The 17236-nt window shown below is 71.2% G+C and carries 16 protein-coding genes; 6 read left to right on the top strand and 10 right to left on the bottom strand.

The window, feature by feature from the left end; all coding sequences use genetic code 11:
* Positions 1–33 precede the first annotated feature (33 nt).
* The 3 genes from SGFS_RS21720 to SGFS_RS21730 form a co-directional block, all read right to left on the bottom strand.
* Positions 34–891 (bottom strand): PHP domain-containing protein, encoded by an 858-nt coding sequence (locus SGFS_RS21720; protein ID WP_286252593.1) that lies wholly within the window; start codon positions 889–891, stop codon positions 34–36.
* 214 nt (positions 892–1105) lie between these two features.
* Complete coding sequence (locus SGFS_RS21725; RefSeq protein WP_286252594.1) at positions 1106–1747, bottom strand: DUF6758 family protein; 642 nt, start codon at positions 1745–1747, stop codon at positions 1106–1108.
* 264 nt (positions 1748–2011) lie between these two features.
* Positions 2012–2596, bottom strand: coding sequence for a suppressor of fused domain protein (locus SGFS_RS21730; protein ID WP_286252595.1), 585 nt, complete (start codon positions 2594–2596; stop codon positions 2012–2014).
* A gap of 594 nt (positions 2597–3190) precedes the next feature.
* On the opposite strand from SGFS_RS21730, the gene SGFS_RS21735 reads away from it, so the two are divergent.
* A complete protein-coding gene (locus SGFS_RS21735) occupies positions 3191–4315 on the top strand; it encodes a magnesium and cobalt transport protein CorA (RefSeq protein WP_286252597.1) in 1125 nt (374 codons plus the stop codon).
* A gap of 22 nt (positions 4316–4337) precedes the next feature.
* Entirely contained in the window at positions 4338–4880 is a 543-nt protein-coding gene (locus SGFS_RS21740) for a hypothetical protein (protein ID WP_286252599.1), read from the top strand.
* Between the two features lie 13 nt (positions 4881–4893).
* Here the strand turns inward: SGFS_RS21740 and SGFS_RS21745 are convergent, their stop codons facing one another.
* Positions 4894–5643 carry a hypothetical protein gene (locus tag SGFS_RS21745; RefSeq protein ID WP_286252601.1) on the bottom strand — a complete coding sequence of 250 codons (750 nt, stop codon included), beginning with the start codon at positions 5641–5643 and terminating at the stop codon, positions 4894–4896.
* A gap of 176 nt (positions 5644–5819) precedes the next feature.
* On the opposite strand from SGFS_RS21745, the gene SGFS_RS21750 reads away from it, so the two are divergent.
* The 3 genes from SGFS_RS21750 to SGFS_RS21760 all read left to right on the top strand — a co-directional run bounded on the left by SGFS_RS21750 (position 5820) and on the right by SGFS_RS21760 (position 9055).
* Positions 5820–7175, top strand: coding sequence for a magnesium transporter MgtE N-terminal domain-containing protein (locus SGFS_RS21750; RefSeq protein WP_286252603.1), 1356 nt, complete (start codon positions 5820–5822; stop codon positions 7173–7175).
* Positions 7176–7278: 103 nt separating this feature from the next.
* Positions 7279–7878, top strand: a complete 600-nt coding sequence (locus SGFS_RS21755) for a DUF1003 domain-containing protein (RefSeq protein ID WP_286252604.1) — start codon at positions 7279–7281, stop codon at positions 7876–7878.
* Positions 7879–7921: 43 nt separating this feature from the next.
* The gene (locus tag SGFS_RS21760; RefSeq protein ID WP_286252605.1) at positions 7922–9055 is read left to right on the top strand and encodes an Mrp/NBP35 family ATP-binding protein; all 1134 of its coding nucleotides are present in this window, start codon (positions 7922–7924) and stop codon (positions 9053–9055) included.
* Positions 9056–9105: 50 nt separating this feature from the next.
* Here the strand turns inward: SGFS_RS21760 and SGFS_RS21765 are convergent, their stop codons facing one another.
* The 5 genes from SGFS_RS21765 to sigE all read right to left on the bottom strand — a co-directional run bounded on the left by SGFS_RS21765 (position 9106) and on the right by sigE (position 15857).
* On the bottom strand, positions 9106–9777 hold the full coding sequence (locus SGFS_RS21765; RefSeq protein ID WP_286252608.1) for a hypothetical protein: 672 nt from the start codon (positions 9775–9777) through the stop codon (positions 9106–9108).
* A gap of 265 nt (positions 9778–10042) precedes the next feature.
* On the bottom strand, positions 10043–10483 hold the full coding sequence (locus tag SGFS_RS21770) for a sec-independent translocase (RefSeq protein ID WP_286252610.1): 441 nt from the start codon (positions 10481–10483) through the stop codon (positions 10043–10045).
* Between the two features lie 253 nt (positions 10484–10736).
* On the bottom strand, positions 10737–13577 hold the full coding sequence (locus SGFS_RS21775; RefSeq protein WP_286252612.1) for a S1C family serine protease: 2841 nt from the start codon (positions 13575–13577) through the stop codon (positions 10737–10739).
* 307 nt (positions 13578–13884) lie between these two features.
* On the bottom strand, positions 13885–15144 hold the full coding sequence (locus tag SGFS_RS21780; RefSeq protein WP_286252613.1) for an anti-sigma factor family protein: 1260 nt from the start codon (positions 15142–15144) through the stop codon (positions 13885–13887).
* Positions 15141–15857, bottom strand: coding sequence for an RNA polymerase sigma factor SigE (sigE, locus tag SGFS_RS21785; protein WP_286252614.1), 717 nt, complete (start codon positions 15855–15857; stop codon positions 15141–15143). The genes SGFS_RS21780 and sigE overlap by 4 nt, the downstream gene beginning before the upstream one ends.
* 261 nt (positions 15858–16118) lie before the next feature.
* Here sigE and SGFS_RS21790 point away from each other — a divergent pair, with 261 nt between their 5' ends.
* On the top strand, positions 16119–16820 hold the full coding sequence (locus SGFS_RS21790) for an O-methyltransferase (RefSeq protein WP_286260003.1): 702 nt from the start codon (positions 16119–16121) through the stop codon (positions 16818–16820).
* Between the two features lie 174 nt (positions 16821–16994).
* Here the strand turns inward: SGFS_RS21790 and SGFS_RS21795 are convergent, their stop codons facing one another.
* Positions 16995–17162, bottom strand: a complete 168-nt coding sequence (locus tag SGFS_RS21795) for a DUF3117 domain-containing protein (protein WP_003966491.1) — start codon at positions 17160–17162, stop codon at positions 16995–16997.
* Between the last annotated feature and the right edge of the window lie 74 nt (positions 17163–17236).

Raw genomic sequence — 17236 nt, forward strand, 5'->3', positions numbered from 1 at the left:
GCAGCCGGGTGCCGTACGACAAAAAAGGGCGAGCTAGTTCCCGCCGGTCCCCGGGACGGGGAACGCGCCGGTGGCCCGTCGCGTGATCTCGCCGTACACCTCGGGGTCGGTGGTGTACTCGCCGAGTGCGCAGGTCTTGCGGCTGCCGTGGTAGTCCGAGGACCCGGTGGCGAGCAGCCCCAGCTCCTTCGCCAGGCCCCGCAGCCGTGCCCGGGTGGCCGGATCGTGGTCCATGTGGTCGACCTCGATGCCGTCGAGCCCGGCGGCGGCCAGCTCGGCGATCGCGGACTCCGGGACGGTCCGGCCCCGTTTGACGGCGGCCGGGTGGGCGAAGACGGTGACGCCGCCCGCGCCCTTGACCAGCCGGATGGCCTCGAAGGGGTCGGTCTCGTGCTTCGGGACGTAGGCCCGGCCTCCGTCGGCGAGCCACCGCTCGGTGAAGGCGTCGCCCACGGTCGGTACGACGCCCAGTTCGACGAGGGCGGTGGCCACGTGCGGCCGGCCCACGGAACCCTCACCGGCGATCCGCGCCACCTGCTCCCAGGTGACGGGCACACCCAGCTCGTTCAGCTTGGCGATCATGCCCCGGGCGCGCGGCACCCGGTCGTCCCTGACCAGCTCGCGCTCGGCGAGCAGGGCGGGCTCCTCGGGGTCGAAGAGGTAGGCCAGCATGTGCATGCTGATGCCGTCCAACCGACAGGACAGCTCGGCGCCGGTGACCAGCGTGAGCCCCTCGGGCAGCGCGGCGATCGCCTCGCCGTACCCCCGGGTCGTGTCGTGGTCGGTCAGCGCGACGACGTCCAGCCCGGCCGCGGCGGCATTGCACATCAGCCCGGCCGGGGTGTCCGTACCGTCGGACGCCGTGGAGTGGCAGTGCAGATCGACACGCACGACGCGGACTCCAGACGGGTGACGGAACAGAAGCGGACGCTCAAGAGTAGCGCGCTTCCGACCCACTTCGGTCACACCCGAAACCCCCGAGCGCCCCCTACATGGTCAGGGGCGCGGTGCTGTATCGATTTGCGGTTCCGCCGCGTGGGCACGACAAGCCACCTGGCACCCGCAAGCCGCCGAACCAGCCGAACCTTCGAGCCACCAGGGCGCCCTACGGTTCCAGGATCCGCGGCGAAAGCGCCCCACAAGGCAGCAACTCCACCTCCGCCCCGGCGTCCCGCAGATCCGTCAGCACCAGCTCGTCGTACATCAGCAACCCCGTCTGCTCGGGCCAGACGATCGCCCACAGCCACATCCCGAGCGCTTCCCCGGCGAACACCGCACGGTCGTCGGGTGTGCCGGAGAGGTGCCACAGAGGCGTCGGGCGGCCGGCGGCCAGGACCTTGGCCTGGGGTGGTTTCTCGACGCTCAGATACGGCCCGGGGTCGGGGCCGTCGACACCGGCGTACCGCGCGCCGAGACCGACGCCGAGCTCCTCGGCGATGAGCAGGAGCTCGCCCATCCCACCGAGCGGCCCCGGGCCGGAGCAGGCCACGGCGGTGGCGCGGCCACCGCTGCGGTCGTCCCCGGCGAAGGCCGCGCCCGTGAACAGCCACCCCACGGGCAGCGGCCACGGCATCCACACGGGCACCTTGGCGCGATGCACCACGACACTGAGGGCCTCGACGCTGGGCGGGATCACGGGCTGCAGCGGATGCACCGTCCCATGCACATCACACTGCCAGGAGTCGGCAAAGAGTCCGGGAGCCCTGACCCGGCCACCACACTTCGGGCAACTGGGTTCGCCCCTCATAGGGCTCAACGGTCCTCCCCGTGCTTCCTCGCGTCAAGGACGATCACCCGTCCGGCGTGTGCGCGTCACGTTCCGCTTATGGACCGTTCATGCACCGCGCGCGTCGGGAGTGATCCGTCCACTGGCATCAACCACCGGGATCAACTGCCCGCACGACCAAGGGAAGCGGCGATTTTCAGCCACCTGCGGGTCACCCACAGGCCACGCCGGGCGTGCCTTCGGTCACATGGGCCGTGGCGAGACGACTCGATCGGCCCGACCGGGTCAGTCGAGGGACACCGACCTGCGGAGCGGGTCGCGCAGATCCGTCCCGCCGGTGAGCCAGCGCTCCTGGAGGGCCTGGGCGCCGTGGACGCGCTTCCAGGCGGCCTCGTTGGGGGTCATCGGGAGGAGGGGCAGGAAACGTACGGGGTCGGCGGGGGCGTCCAGTTCCAGGTCCTCCACCAGCCCGCCGGACTCGGCGACGAGGACCGAGGTGAAGGGGGCGCCGGGCCACAGCGGCCCGCCCACGTCGAGGGAGGCACCGGGGGCCACGACCACACCCTCGACCTGCGGTGACGCAGCGAGCACGGCGAGCGGGCGGAGCACCTTGTCGGTGTCGGCGACCCCGCCGCGCACGGACAGGACCAGCTCGGCGCGCGGCCCCTTGACGGGATCGGCGAGCACCGCGGCGGGGTCGGCCATCGGCTGGGCGGACATGCCGAGCGTGGCGTAGCGGACGACGTCGCCGTCGGTGAAACGGAGGACCTCGATACGGTCCGTGCCGAGGAAGGTGACCGCGGCGCGCGCGTCCGGTTCGCCCAGCGCGGTGCGCAAACGGGCCTCCACCAACGGAAGAACATCAGCCATGGGCCGAGCATAGAACTCGTCAGGAACCGGCAATCCGGCGCCTTGACACTTCACCCGGCTGCTAGTCTTGACCGCCGGTCGAGGCAACAAGTAGAGCAGCACGCGACAGCGTCGCTCTCAAGGCTTCGCAAGCCCTAGGGCCTCGACGCGTTGAGACTGAATCTCCCCTACGGGGAACCCCTGCTGGGGTATGGAACGTCCCTTACGAGGGACCGGCCGGAGGAGGTGGGGCTGCGATGGACCGAAGTCGACCGTGCAGTACCACCCGCTCTTCCGACCACCGAGTTCCGTAGCACTCGCTGTAGCCGTAGTTCTCGCTCTGCTGGCTGCCACCCTCACTCGCGTCGTGCCGCTCGTCGGCCGTCGCGCAACGGAAGAGCATTTCTTTCCCGTCTTGATCTGAATCGCCGATCAGCGATCACCGATCAGAAGTCACTGGTCACGCACCGCTGATCCGAAATCAAGCGAAGCTGTCACCGCGACGGTGCGGTGCTCCCCGCTTTGTGGACGTGCCAAACATCCGCAGTCAAAACGTCCCCATTCCGGGTAGTTCCAACCGTCGTCGGCGGCCTTTCGTTGCGAAGGAGCCTGCCCATGTCGATGATCCACAACCTCCGTGCCGTGGTCCGTCCCTCCCGACCCTCGCGCCTGTCGCTGCGCAAGGACGGGGGCGTGTACGACACGACGCGTCCGGCGGAGGCGACCACGGCCGTCGTGGACTGCGCCGTCTACCGCGACGGCGTGCGCGTCACAGCCGAGCGGAACCTCACCCCGCACGAGGCGATCCGTCAGGTGCGCCGCGACGGCGGGTTCGTGTGGATCGGTCTGCACGAGCCGTCGGAGGCCGAATTCTCCGGTATCGCGGCCGAGTTCGGGCTGCACCCGCTGGCCGTGGAGGACGCGGTGCACGCGCACCAGCGCCCCAAGCTGGAGCGGTACGACGACACCCTCTTCACGGTCTTCAAGACCATCCACTACGTGGAGCACGACGAACTGACCGCCACCAGCGAGGTGGTCGAGTCCGGCGAGGTCATGTGCTTCACCGGGCGGGACTTCTTCATCACCGTCCGGCACGGCGGCCAGGGCTCGCTGCGGGCACTGCGTCACCGACTGCAGGACGACCCGGAGTTGCTCTCCAAGGGCCCCTCGGCCGTGCTGCACGCCATCGCCGACCACGTCGTCGACGGATATGTGGCGGTCGCGGACGCGGTGCAGGACGACATCGACGAGGTGGAGACGGAGGTGTTCTCGCCGGGCCGCAAGGGCACGCCGCGCGGCACGGACGCCGGCCGGATCTACCAACTCAAGCGTGAGGTCCTGGAGTTCAAGCGCGCGGTACTGCCGCTGGTGCGGCCCATGCAGCTGCTGAGCGAGCGGCCGATGCGGCTGGTCGACCCGGACATCCAGAAGTACTTCCGTGACGTGGCCGACCACCTCGCCCGGGTCCAGGAGCAGGTCGTCGGCTTCGACGAACTCCTCAACTCGATCCTCCAGGCGAACCTGGCGCAGGCCTCCGTCGCACAGAACGAGGACATGCGGAAGATCACGTCCTGGGCGGCCATCATCGCCGTACCGACGATGGTGTGCGGCGTGTACGGCATGAACTTCAAGTACATGCCGGAGACGCAGTGGAAGTTCGGGTACCCGGTGGTCCTGGGCGTCACCATCGCCCTCTGCCTGGGCATCCACCGCACGCTCAAGCGCAATGGGTGGCTCTGAGGGGCCCGGCTAGGCTGGCGCCATGACGGAACAGCTGCTCGACCGGGCCCTCGTCGAGGAGGCCACCAAGAAGTCCGGGCTCATCTGGGTGCGGGGCGGCGGCGAGCCGACGCTGCACACCCAGGGGCACGGGGTGCCCTCGCGTGCGCTGTGGCACGTCTGGCACGAGGGCGCGGCGTGCGTGGTCGGCGACGGGCCGGGCGAGCAGCCGCTGCCGGGGCTGGTCGACGGAGGCTCGGCCGTGGTCACCGTCCGCAGCAAGGACAAGGGCGGTCGGCTGGTCGCCTGGGACGCGACGGTCGTGGAGCTGGAGGCGCGCTCCCCCGAGTGGGAGGCGGCGGTGGCCGAGCTCAAGGGCAAGCGGCTGAACGCGCCCGACGGCGAGGCGATGCCGGAGCGCTGGGCGCGTGAGTGCCGGGTGCTCCGCCTGGAGCCTGCGGGGTCGACGCTGCCGTTGCCCGACGGCGACCTGGCCGCGGTGCCCCTGCCGACCCCGGCGACCACGCGTGAGCCGATCCCGGCGGGGCTGCCCCGGTTGCTCCTGAAGCGACGCAAGCGGGGCTGACAGCCACGAAGTTCTACGACGTCGGCAACTGCTGGCCGTAGTCCACGACCGACTTCTCGTCCGGCTCCTGCAAGGTGAAGTCCTTGCCCCAGTCGGAGAGCAGGATGGTTCCCGCGTCGCCCGCGCGGACCAGGCGCAGGGGGAACGGGGAGCCCTCCAGGGAGACGTCCAGGGTGCCGCCTGAGCCCTTGTCGCCGGTGATGCGGATCGTGCGGGTGCCGGACTGCTCGTGGTGGCCGTCGGTGGACAGGGCGCCGTGCAGGGTGAGCAGACCGTCGAGGAGGACGTCCTTGTCGGTGAAGCCGCTGAACCGCTTGTAGACCGGGTCGTCGGTCGGCACCTTCACATACATGCCGTCCAGCTTGTCCGCGGCGGCCGTCTCCGAGTCGTTCGTGTGGTTGCCGGACTCCTCGTGCTTCCAGAAGTCCGCGTCGGCCTTCAGGAACAGCTTGTCCCCGACCTTCAGCAGCCGGAAGGTCGCCCCCTCCGATGTCACCGAGCCCGAGCCGCCGTCCTCCTTCAGGCGCATGTCCAGCTTGTACGTACGGCCGTTGCTCACCACGGAACCGGACAGCCGGACCGTGTCCGCGCCGTCGGCCGCCGCCTTCGTCCTGCTCTGGATCTTCGCGGGCGGCAGCTTGCCGACACCGTTGGTGCCTTCGTCGGGATCCTCGCTGCAGCCGGTGAGACCCACCCCGCTCGCCACGAGGGTGCAGATCGCGCTCACCAGTGCGGCCCTTCGGGTACGGGGAATCACAGTCACAGGCTTCGCACCTCTTCGTGGGGAGTCCGGGCGTACCGCAGAGTACCGGGGTCCCGAACACCTCTCAGAAGCAGACCGTCCGCACCGCTCACCAGGGCATATCCGATCGGGACGGGCTAGCCTGAAGCCCTCCTCGGCGGACAATCCCTCTGCGGCGGGAAGGAAAGGGGCGGCTCATGGCAGCGGTGGCGCCCCGGGTCTTCGTCTCCCACCTCACCGGCGTCGCCGTCTTCGACCCGAACGGCGACCAGGTGGGCCGCGTCCGCGACCTGGTCGTCATCCTGCGCGTCGGCCGGAAGCCCCCACGGCTGCTCGGGCTGGTCGTGGAGCTGTCCACGCGCCGCCGGATCTTCCTTCCCATGACGCGGGTGACCGGCATCGAGTCCGGCCAGGTCATCACCACCGGCGTCCTGAACGTGCGCCGCTTCGAACAGCGCCCCACCGAGCGGCTCGTCATCGGCGAACTGCTGGACCGCCGCGTCACCCTCGTCGAGACCCGCGAGGAGGTGACCGTCCTCGACGTCTCGGTGCAGCAGCTCCCGGCCCGCCGGGACTGGGAGATCGACCGGGTGTTCGTACGCAAGGGGCGGGGCGGGGCCTTCCGGCGCAGCAAGGCCGAGACGCTGACCGTGGAGTGGTCGGCGGTCACCGGGTTCTCGCTGGAGGAGCACGGGCAGGGCGCCGAGAGCCTCCTCGCCACCTTCGAACAGCTCCGCCCCGCCGATCTGGCCAACGTGCTGCACCATCTGTCGCCGAAGCGCCGGTCCGAGGTCGCCAACGCCCTCGACGACGACCGGCTCGCCGACGTCCTGGAGGAACTGCCGGAGGACGACCAGATCGAGATCATCGGCAAGCTCAAGGAGGAGCGCGCCGCCGACGTCCTGGAGGCCATGGATCCGGACGACGCGGCCGACCTCCTCGCCGAGCTGCCGCAGGACGAGCAGGAGCGGCTGCTGGCGCTGATGCAGCCGGACGAGGCGGCGGACGTACGGCGGCTGCTGGCGTACGAGGAGAAGACCGCCGGCGGCCTCATGACCACCGAGCCGATCGTGCTGCGTCCGGACGCGACCGTCGCCGACGCGCTCGCCCGGGTCCGCAACCCCGACCTGTCCCCCGCGCTCGCGGCCCAGGTGTATGTGTGCCGGCCGCCGGACGAGACCCCGACCGGCAAGTACCTGGGCACGGTCCACTTCCAACGGCTGTTGCGCGACCCGCCGTACACGCTGGTCAGCGCGATCCTCGACGATGCCCTCCAGCCGCTGGACCCGGAGGCCGCGCTGCCCGAGGTGGCCGGGTTCTTCGCGACGTACGACATGGTCGCGGCACCCGTGGTCGACGAGAGCGGCTCGCTGCTGGGCGCGGTGACCGTGGACGACGTGCTGGACCACATGCTGCCCGAGGACTGGCGGGAGACGGAGTTCCACCTTCACGAGGACGAGGACGAAAGCCGGGGCGTGGGCGGGGAGATGGGCGAGGGCGGGGAGATGGGCGAGGGCGGCGACGAAGTCGAGGGGGTCGGCCATGGTTCCTGATTGGCGTGATCGGCATGACCGGCATGAGCGGCATGACCGGCGCGAGCGTCATGAGCGCGACGGGCGGGAAGGGCGGGAACGAGCGCACTCCGGCGCCTCGTCGATGCGCGAGCGCACGCTATCCTCCGGCATCCCCCTGCGGGAGCGCACGCCCTCGGGTGCCTCCGCACGCCCCCGCACCCGCCTCGACCTGCCCCTGCCGCGCAGGACCAGGCTGCTGCCCGAGTGGGACCCGGAGGCCTTCGGGCGGCTCTCGGAGCGGATCGCACGGTTCCTGGGCACGGGACGGTTCATCGTCTGGATGACGATCGTCATCATCCTGTGGGTGCTGTGGAACATCTTCGCCCCGGCCGACCTGCGCTTCGACAACTACCCGTTCATCTTCCTGACCCTGATGCTGTCCCTCCAGGCCTCCTACGCCGCCCCGCTGATCCTCCTCGCGCAGAACCGCCAGGACGACCGCGACCGGGTCAACCTCGAACAGGACCGCAAGCAGAACGAACGCTCGATCGCGGACACCGAGTATCTGACCCGGGAGATCGCGGCCCTGCGCATCGGCCTCGGGGAAGTCGCGACCCGCGACTGGCTGCGCTCCGAGCTGCAGGACCTGGTCAAGGAACTCCACGAGCACGACGGGCGGGGCGACGGCCGGGTCGTGTTCCCGCAGGAGCAGCACCGCGGGCGTGACGAAGACGACCGCTGACGGGCTTCCCGAGGCCCCCGCCGGTCGCCGTACCATCGTCCTTATGGCTACGGAAGACGCGGTGCGCGAAGCACTGGCGACGGTGAACGACCCCGAGATCAACCGACCCATCACCGAGCTGGGGATGGTCAAATCGGTGGAGATCGGTGCGGACGGAGCGGTCGCGGTCACCGTGTACCTGACGGTTTCCGGCTGCCCGATGCGCGACACGATCACGCAGCGTGTGACAGAGGCGGTCTCGCGGGTCGAGGGCGTCACCCACGTCGACGTCACGCTCGACGTCATGAGCGACGAGCAGCGCAAGGAGCTGGCGACCGCGCTGCGCGGCGGCCAGACCGAGCGCGAGGTCCCGTTCGCGAAACCGGGCTCGCTGACCCGCGTGTACGCGGTCGCCTCCGGCAAGGGCGGCGTCGGCAAGTCCTCGGTGACGGTGAACCTGGCGGCGGCGATGGCGGCCGACGGACTGAAGGTCGGCGTCGTGGACGCGGACATCTACGGCCACAGCGTGCCCCGCATGCTGGGCGCCGACGGCAGCCCCACCCAGGTCGAGAACATGATCATGCCGCCGTCCGCGAACGGCGTGAAGGTCATCTCGATCGGCATGTTCACCCCGGGCAACACGCCGGTGGTCTGGCGCGGCCCGATGCTGCACCGGGCGTTGCAACAGTTCCTCTCGGACGTGTACTGGGGCGACCTGGACGTCCTGCTCCTGGACCTGCCCCCGGGCACGGGCGACATCGCCATCTCGGTGGCCCAGCTGGTCCCGAACGCGGAGATCCTGGTCGTCACGACCCCCCAGCAGGCGGCGGCCGAGGTCGCGGAGCGCGCCGGCTCCATCGCGGTCCAGACGCACCAGAAGATCGTCGGCGTGGTCGAGAACATGTCCGGCCTGCCGTGCCCCCACTGCGACGAGATGGTCGACGTCTTCGGCACGGGCGGCGGCCAGTCGGTCGCCGACGGTCTGACCCGGACGACGGGCGCCACGGTCCCGGTCCTCGGCTCCATCCCCATCGACGTCCGCCTCCGCGAGGGCGGCGACGAGGGCAAGCCGGTCGTCCTGACCGACCCCGACTCCCCCGCGGGCTCGGCCCTGCGCGCCATCGCGGGCAAGCTGGGCGGCCGCCAGAGGGGCCTGTCGGGCATGAGCCTGGGCATCACACCGAGGAACAAGTTCTAGCACCGCAGCAAAAGGGGCACCGCAGCAACACGAAGCGGTGCCCCTCTCTGCTACGCGTACGCCGCAATGTCCTTGATCATGGCGAAGCCGAGCCCGTACGCACTCATCCCTCTCCCGTACGCACCCACGTGCACCCCCTGCGACGTGGACCCCGCGAGCACCCACCCGAACTCGGACTCCCGGTAGTGGAACGGCGTAGGCACCCCGTCCACGGGCAAGGACAACGTCGACCAGTCCGGCCCCGCGAGATCGTCCGCGAGAACCCACGCCGTCTCGGTCTGCTGGTCCAGCCAGTCGCCCCGCAGGGCGTGGTCCAACTGCCCAGGCCAGGTGAAGGACAGCAACCCGACCCCGGCCAGCCACGCCGCGGAGGAGACCGAGGTGGCCTCCAGGACACCCGTACCGTCCGCGCTGCGACGGACGTCGTTCGCGGCGACTGTCACCACGACCGCGAACCGCTCCTTGACCTCGTCGTCCGCCCCGGTGGCGTACTCGTTGCGCACCGAGGGCTCGTCACCGTGACCGACCGAACCGTGCTCGACGGCTCCTTCCGCCGACGTACCGACCTGCATCAGCCAGCGCGGCCCCGTGAAGGCCTCGTCGAGGCCGTACCACGGGAAGGGCGCCAGCAGGTAGCCGTCGACCGTGCGTCGGGCGAAGGGGACCTGTTGTCCGCCCTCCGCGGCCGACGCCTGCGCGCCTACCCGACTCGTCGTCTCCATCTGCCGGACGCCTCCTCGCTCTCGGCGGACCGGAGCGGCCCGCCCCCCTCCGGGCGTCTCGCTCGCTTTCCATACGGTCCGCACAACAACTGGGCAGCATAGCCACAGCACTCCGAGCAGCAGGGAAAGCGCCCGGCGCGTGGGACGGCGTACGGGCGGGTTCGGGCCGTACGGAGGGGCTCAGCAGTATGAATCGCGTCACGCACGGGGGCGTGGCGGAACACGGGTGCACGGCGACCGGAGGGCCGGCACACGCTCGTACGACTCAGGTGGCGTCCAGGTCGTACGGCGGGCGCTCGCCCACGTCGAGGGCCTCGCGCTTCTTGGTCATGTCGACGGAACCGCCGGACGCACCCGAGGAGGACGAGGAGGACGAGAACGAATCGCTGCTGTGGACCGCGTCCGTGACCTCGGCCATCTCCTTCTTCAGGTCGAAGCCGTTGCGGATCTCCTTCAGCCCCAGGTCGTCGTTGTCCAGCTGCTTGCGGATGAACGTCTTGGGGTTGAGATCCTCGAACTCGAAGTCCTTGAACTCCGGTCCCAGCTCCTGCCGGATGTCCTGCTTGGCGCTGTCCGAGAACTCACGGATCTTGCGAATGGTCCGTGAGATGTCCTGGATCACCTTCGGGAGCTTGTCCGGTCCGAAGACGAGCACGGCGAGGATGACGAGCGCCACCACCTCAAGCGTACCTATGTCACTGAACATCTGAAGCTCCTTGCGATGTCCTCGGTCCCGGTCGCGGGCCTCGGCAGGTCTTCCGTGGTCCGGGCCGGGTCCACGGTACCCGGCCATCCTGTCGATCCGGTACTGCCGGGCGGCCTCCGGGTGTCCGCATACGACTGGTTTTCCCTGCTGTTTGCCTGGCCGGAGGGGGTGCTGGGCCTTCTGCTGTGAAGTTCCTGTCAGTAACCGCCCGGCCGTCGTGCGTCCGCCCCCTCCGGTCGGCTCGGCCGTCGTCTCAGCCGTCCGAGGACCCGAGGGTCAGGCTGACCTTCCGTTCCTTGCCGTCGCGCTCGACGGTGAGCTCCAGGTCGTCGCCCGGACGGTGGGCGCGGACCTTGACGATCAGCTCGTCACCGGAGTGGACGCGCTGGCCGTCGACCTCGGTGATGACGTCGCCGGAGCGGAGGCCCGCCTTGTCGGCGGGGCCGCCCTGGTTGACCGCGGACCCGCCGCCGCTGCCCTCCGTGCCGATACGGGCGCCGTCGCCCGAGTAGTCCATGTCGAGGGTCACGCCGATCACCGGGTGGGTCGCCTTGCCGGTGTTGATCAGCTCCTCGGCCACGCGCTTGCCCTGGTTGATGGGTATCGCGAAGCCGAGCCCGATCGAACCGGCCTGTCCGCCGTCCGCGTCGGAGCTGCCGGCGGACCGGATGGCGCTGTTGATGCCGATGACATGGGCGCTGGCGTCGACGAGCGGGCCGCCGGAGTTGCCCGGATTTATCGGGGCGTCGGTCTGCAACGCGTCCACATACGACACGTCGCTGGCGTCGCCGCCGTCGCCGCCGGCCGTGATGGGCCGCTCCTTGGCGCTGATGATGCCGGAGGTGACGGTGTTGGCGAGGTCGAAGGGGGCGCCGATGGCGACGACCGGGTCGCCGACCTGGACCTCGTCGGAGTTGCCGAGGGGCAGCGGCTTGAGTCCGCTGACACCGGACACCTTGACGACGGCCAGGTCGTAGCCGCTGTCCCGGCCGACGACGGTGGCCTCGGCGGTCTCGCCGCCGCTGAAGGTCACCGTTATGTCGCCGTCCGAGCCGGCGGGTTCGACGACGTGGTTGTTGGTGAGGATGTGACCGCGCTTGTCGAGCACGAAGCCGGTGCCGGTGCCCTGGGCCTCCCGCCCGCGCACATGCAGGGTCACTACGCCGGGCAGCGCGCTGGCGGCGATCCCGGCGACGCTGTCGGGCGCCCGCCCCTTCAGCCCGTCGCTGGACTGCGGCAGCTCGACCTCGCCGACCCCGCCGTTGCGCTCCAGATACGCGCCCACGGCTCCGCCGATCCCCCCGGCCACGAGGGCGAGCAGCACGGCCCCGAGAACCAGAACCTTCCGCCCCCGCTTCCGCTGCCGATCACCACCCCCACCGGCCCCGTTCTGCTGCAACGCCCCCGACCCGGCCCAGGGGTCGTAGTTCTGCCAGGGGCCGGGCGGGGCCGCCTGGGTGCCCTGGACGGCCGCCTGTGAGGCTGGGGAGGGGTCTGCGTATGGAGCCGCCGCGGGCGCGGCGTGCGGCGCGTCCGAGTACGAAGCCGCCGCAACCGTGGTCCCGCTCGCGTCCGAGTACGGAGCCGCCGCGACCGTGGTCCCGCTCGTGTCCGCGTAAGGGGGCGCCGGAGCGGGCTGGGACGGCTCGGCGTAGAAGGTCGCCGGGGCGGGCTGCGCGGCATCCGTCGGGTACGGGGTCGCCGTGGGCGGTACGGAGGTGCCGTGGGCCGGGGTCATCGCCAGTGAGCCGGGGATGCCGTTGCCGGAGGCCACCTCGGCTGCGGGGGCGGCGGCGTGGGGCGGCGGGCCCTGGGTGTGGCCGGGCGCCTGGTACGTCGCTGCGGGGGCCGGTGTGACGCCGGGCGCCTGGTGCTGAGCCTCGGGGGCGGGGGAACCGTGGGAGGGGCCCTGTGCCACGCCGGGCGGGACCGGAGCCGTGAGCTCGGCCGAGATGGGCACGCCGGGCGCCGGGGTCCCCGCAGGCGCGGGCACACCGTGCGCCAGGGTCTCGACCGAGGTGGCCCCAGCGTGCGCCGGGACGCCCGCCGACGGGGGCCCACCGTGCGCCATGGGCTCCGCCGACGTGGGCGCACCATGAGCCGCAGCCTCTGCCGGACCGGCCAGGCCGTAAGCCGGGGCGCCCGCCTGCACGGACGTGCCGTGCGCGGGTGTCGTCGCGGGGTGCTGAACCGGCGGGGCGGGCGCCCAGGGGCCGGGCTCGCCGTACGGCGGGGTGCTGTACGGGTCGGGGTCGTGCAGCGGCTTGGGACGCTCCACCTGAGCGGTCGGCTGGGTGGCCGGGTACTGCAGCGGCTGAACGCCCGTGTCCGCCGTGCCGGGCGTACCGACCGAGTCGGCGGGCTGCTGGGCGACCGGCTGAACACCACTGCCGTCGGCGGGCTGCTGGGCGGCTGGTCGGGCATCGCTCGCGTCGGCGACTCCCGAGGCACTCATCGCGCCACCGGCGGCCGGGACACTCATCGCCCCGCCACCCATCGGTGCCCCCGCCTCCACGCCGCCACCCGGCAGTGAAGTCGTCTCGCCGGTCGGAGCGCTCTTCTCCAGACCGAGGCGTGCGGTCACCTCCTCCCCAGGAGACGAACTCGAACCCCCCGCCCCTGCCTGCGTGCCGCTCCCCGTACCCGCCGCCTCCACCGAAGCGGGCCGCTCCAACTCGAAGTCCCCTCCGGCATCGGAACCCTCATCAGAGCCGCGGCCCGGGGCCGGCGTCTCCCCCGGCCGGGCCAGCTCGAAGTCGTTCCCGGTGTCGGTTCCGGTGTCGTCCCCGGTGTCGATCCCGCCCCCGGCAGGCACCGATTCAGGCCGTTCCAACTCGTAATCGCCCCCCACACTTTCGCGACGCACCCCGAGCTCGGGTACCTCTGCGTCAGATACCCCTACACGCTCGGCCGCAGCCCTGTCGGCCTCGATCCCGCGCGTGCCGTCCTCCACGTCCCCGAGCCCGGCGGAAGCGGACACCGTGTCCGGCGCCCAGGTGTCCTCCGAAGACCCCGCGTGGTCCCCCGTCGCCCCCGTCTCCTGGGCACGGGACCGGCTCCACCACTTCGCCTTCGCGGGCTTCCCCTCGTCCATGCTCTCCCCACACCTAGGGCCTGTCCGGCGGATCACGCACGGGCCACGGGGGCTGTCGCGCACAGCTGCTGCGGCGGCGTCGTGAATCGACGACGCTCCGCGTCGCCTCGCACCTCCGCCCGCAGCCGCACGCACCAGTCTCCGCTCACCGGCGGCCGGTCAGGCGCTGCCTCCTGAAGCCAAGTGATCCGCCGGACAGGCCTCGGGCGCTGTCCGGCGGATCATGCCGCAGGCCGGACCCGGCCCGAGCGGACAAGGCCCTCCCTGGATTCAACCAGGTTCGCGGGTCGGCGCGCAGAAGCCGGGGTCAGCGGAGGGCAGGGGAGGTGGGAGTGGGGGACGAGGTGGTGTCGGGAGCGCTCAGCAGGCCCGGAGCCACGAGTTCGGGCGCCGTGAGCTCGGGTGCCGCCGGCCAGGCGCCCAGCTCGCCCGGTGCGGTCGCCAGAAGCGGACGTATGAGCGGGGACATCACGGCGGCACCGGCGAGCACCGGTGTGGTCAGCGGGTGCACGGCGTGGTGACCCTGGCCGGCCGGAGCGGGGACTCCGGGCAGCAGGGGCGCTGAGGCGGACGTCTGTGCCAGGGGCCCCTCGGCCATGGAGCGGACGCCTTGTCCGAGCAGGGGGCCGACGGCTCCCCGGCGGCGCTGTGCCTCGGAGGCCTGGGCGGTGCCCGAGGCCTGGGTCCGCAGCGGGGTGACATTGCTGCCGGAGCCGGGACCGCCGCGGGCGTCCGCCGTCTCGGTGGGCACCCCGGTGGACATCCCGCCGAGGGCGATCGCGGCGAGTGACACGGCGCCGGCCGCCACGAAGGCGAACCGCATGCCGCGCGAGGCCGACCGCTCGAACTCGGACCGGCTCACGTCATGGATCCGAAACCCACGGTCTCCGGTGGTGCCTCTGCCGTCCTCCACGGCCTCGGCGGCGCCCGCCTCGTCCGTCCGGGACTCGCGATGGTTCTCCGCCGGGCGACCTGCGCCCGGGAACCCGCGGTCACCCGCGCCCGTACCGCCCCGGCCGCCGAGGAACCCCCGGTCACCGGAGAGGCCCCGGTTGCCCAGGAATCCGCGGTCACCGAGCAGTCCACGGCCGCCACCGGGCAGCCCTCGGCCGCCGAGGAAGCCACGGCCCTCCGACGGCGACAGCGCGCCGCCGTGCGGGCCCGACGGGAGGTATCCGAAGGAGTCGTCGGGCGGGCCGAAGACGCCGAAGTCCGCGAAGTCCCTGGAGTCGGTGGCATCCGGGGTGAGTCCCGGACCGCCGGCCGTTCCTTTGAGTCTTCCGCCGAAGCCGCCACCACCGAACGGTGAGTCCCCACCATCGGTGTCGCCCCCTGCCGGAAGCATCTGCAGACGGGCCAGGAAGCTCTCGGACGGCGGCGGGGGCGCGGCCTCCGCGAAGACGTTCTTCAGACGGCGCTGGGCGTCCGCCTCCGCCTTGCACTTCGGACAGGTCGCCAGATGTGCCAGGACGCGGTCGCGCGCCTCATGACCGAGCTCTCCGTCGACAAGGGCGGAGAGACGGTCTCCCAGATGCTGCTCAGCAGGCGTAGGACGTGATCCACTCACGCGGTCGCGCCCCCTCCTCCCAGCGCGGGCACCCGCGGCACCACGAACCCGCGACGCTGCTCGGCCCGGGCTTCCGGGGAGCGGTGCGCGAGGGCCTTGCGGAGCTGGGAGCGGCCACGGTGGATCCGGGAGCGGACCGTGCCGAGCTTGACGCCGAGGGTCGCGGCGATCTCCTCGTACGACAGTCCTTCGATGTCGCAGAGGACGACGGCGGCGCGGAACTCGGGGGCGAGGGTGTCGAGGGCCTGCTGGACGTCCGCGTCGAAGTGCGCGTCGTTGAAGACCTGTTGCGGGGTGGGCTCGCGGCTGGGCAGGCGCTCGGCCGCGTCGTCGCCGAGGGCGTCGAAGCGGATGCGCTGCTTGCGGCGGACCATGTCCAGGAAGAGGTTCGTCGTGATGCGGTGCAGCCAGCCCTCGAACGTTCCGGGCGTGTACGTCGACAGGGAACGGAAGACGCGGACGAAGACTTCCTGAGTGAGGTCCTCGGCGTCGTGCTGGTTGCCGGTCAGACGGTAGGCGAGGCGGTAGACCCGGCCGCTGTGGGTGCTGACGATCTCCTCCCAGGTGGGCGGAGTCCACGCCTGCGAGTCCGCGTCGGTGGTGAAGGTCGCGGTCTGCGCTCCGCGCGTGGCGAAGGCGTCGGCGTGGCTGCGGTCAGCGGTGTCGTTCACGGATTTCGGCCTGCCCGCCGATCCGAGAAAGCGCCGGAGCACTCCTCCCCGATCCACAGGTGCAGCCGCACCTCCCCTGTCGGCTCTGGTGGTGTCCAGTGGAGCCCCTACCATAGCCACCTCGCCCGTTAGCTCCGGATAAGCGGTTTTACGAGAAATTGATCTGCGCTGATGCGGCCCATATGGCTGCTCATCTGGGTGTGTCAGCAATTGCCCGCCACCCTGACGCCCGTCGTACTGATCCATCCGTTGCCCCCGTCGCGGCCCCCGTCGTTTCACTCATCCCTTCAAACGACCGGTCCCATCAGCGGGTTCCCGACGGCAACGGATACAGTCACGCCCAGGCAACCACGGGGACATAAGGAGAGGCTCATTACCGGCAACCGGCTGACGAGCTGGGCGTTCTCCGACGCCTTTGTCGCCGAGGAGGACGCGCTGCGCTGGGCCCGTGACCGGGCCCGCGAGGCAGGGCTGCGCTCGGTGTCGCCCGGTACGGGCGCCGCGCTGCGCATGCTCGCCGCCACCGTGGACGCGAAGGCCGTCGCGGAGATCGGCACCGGGACCGGTGTCTCCGGGATCCATCTGCTGCACGGCATGCGGCCGGACGGCGTCCTGACCACGGTGGATCCGGAGCCCGAGCACCAGCAGTTCGCCCGGCAGGCGTTCCGCGCGGCCGGCTTCGCCAGCAACCGCGCCCGTTTCATCCCGGGCCACGCCCTGGAAGTACTGCCACGCCTCGCGGACGCCGGCTACGACCTGGTCTTCTGCGACGGCGACCGACTCGAGTCCCTCGACTACCTCGCTGAATCGTTGCGCCTTCTGCGGCCCGGCGGCCTCGTCGCCTTCGAAGGCGTCTTCGCCTCCGGCCGCACGGTCGACTCGGGCCCGCAGCCCACCGAGGTCATACGTCTGCGGGAGTTGCTGCGCACGGTCCGCGAGAGCCCCGAGCTGGTGCCGTCCCTGCTCCCGGTGGGCGACGGCCTGCTCTGCGCGGTCAAGCGCTGAGCTGACCGAGAGGCGGACACCGGGTCGGACGATCGGACACCGAGCCGGACGGTCACGGCATTCGCTGCGCCGCACCGGCCCGCCGCACCGACTGGGGCCGGGCCCCGGACAAACAACCGCCCCGGCACCATCGTGGGTGCCGGGGCGGTTGAACGGGTATGGTCGCTACGCGCGTCAGCCGACGACCTTCTTGAGAGCGTCGCCGAGGGCGTCGGCCTCATCAGGGGTCAGCTCGACTACGAGCCGACCGCCGCCTTCGAGGGGAACGCGCATGACGATGCCCCGCCCCTCCTTTGTCACCTCGAGCGGGCCGTCGCCCGTCCGCGGCTTCATGGCCGCCATGCTCGTTCCCCTTCCTGAAACCAGCTCATCGTCAAAGCCGACGGCCCTGGAGGGCACGCGCGGTCCAAGCGGGG

The sequence above is a fragment of the Streptomyces graminofaciens genome, assembly GCF_030294945.1.
Lineage (GTDB): Bacteria > Actinomycetota > Actinomycetes > Streptomycetales > Streptomycetaceae > Streptomyces > Streptomyces graminofaciens.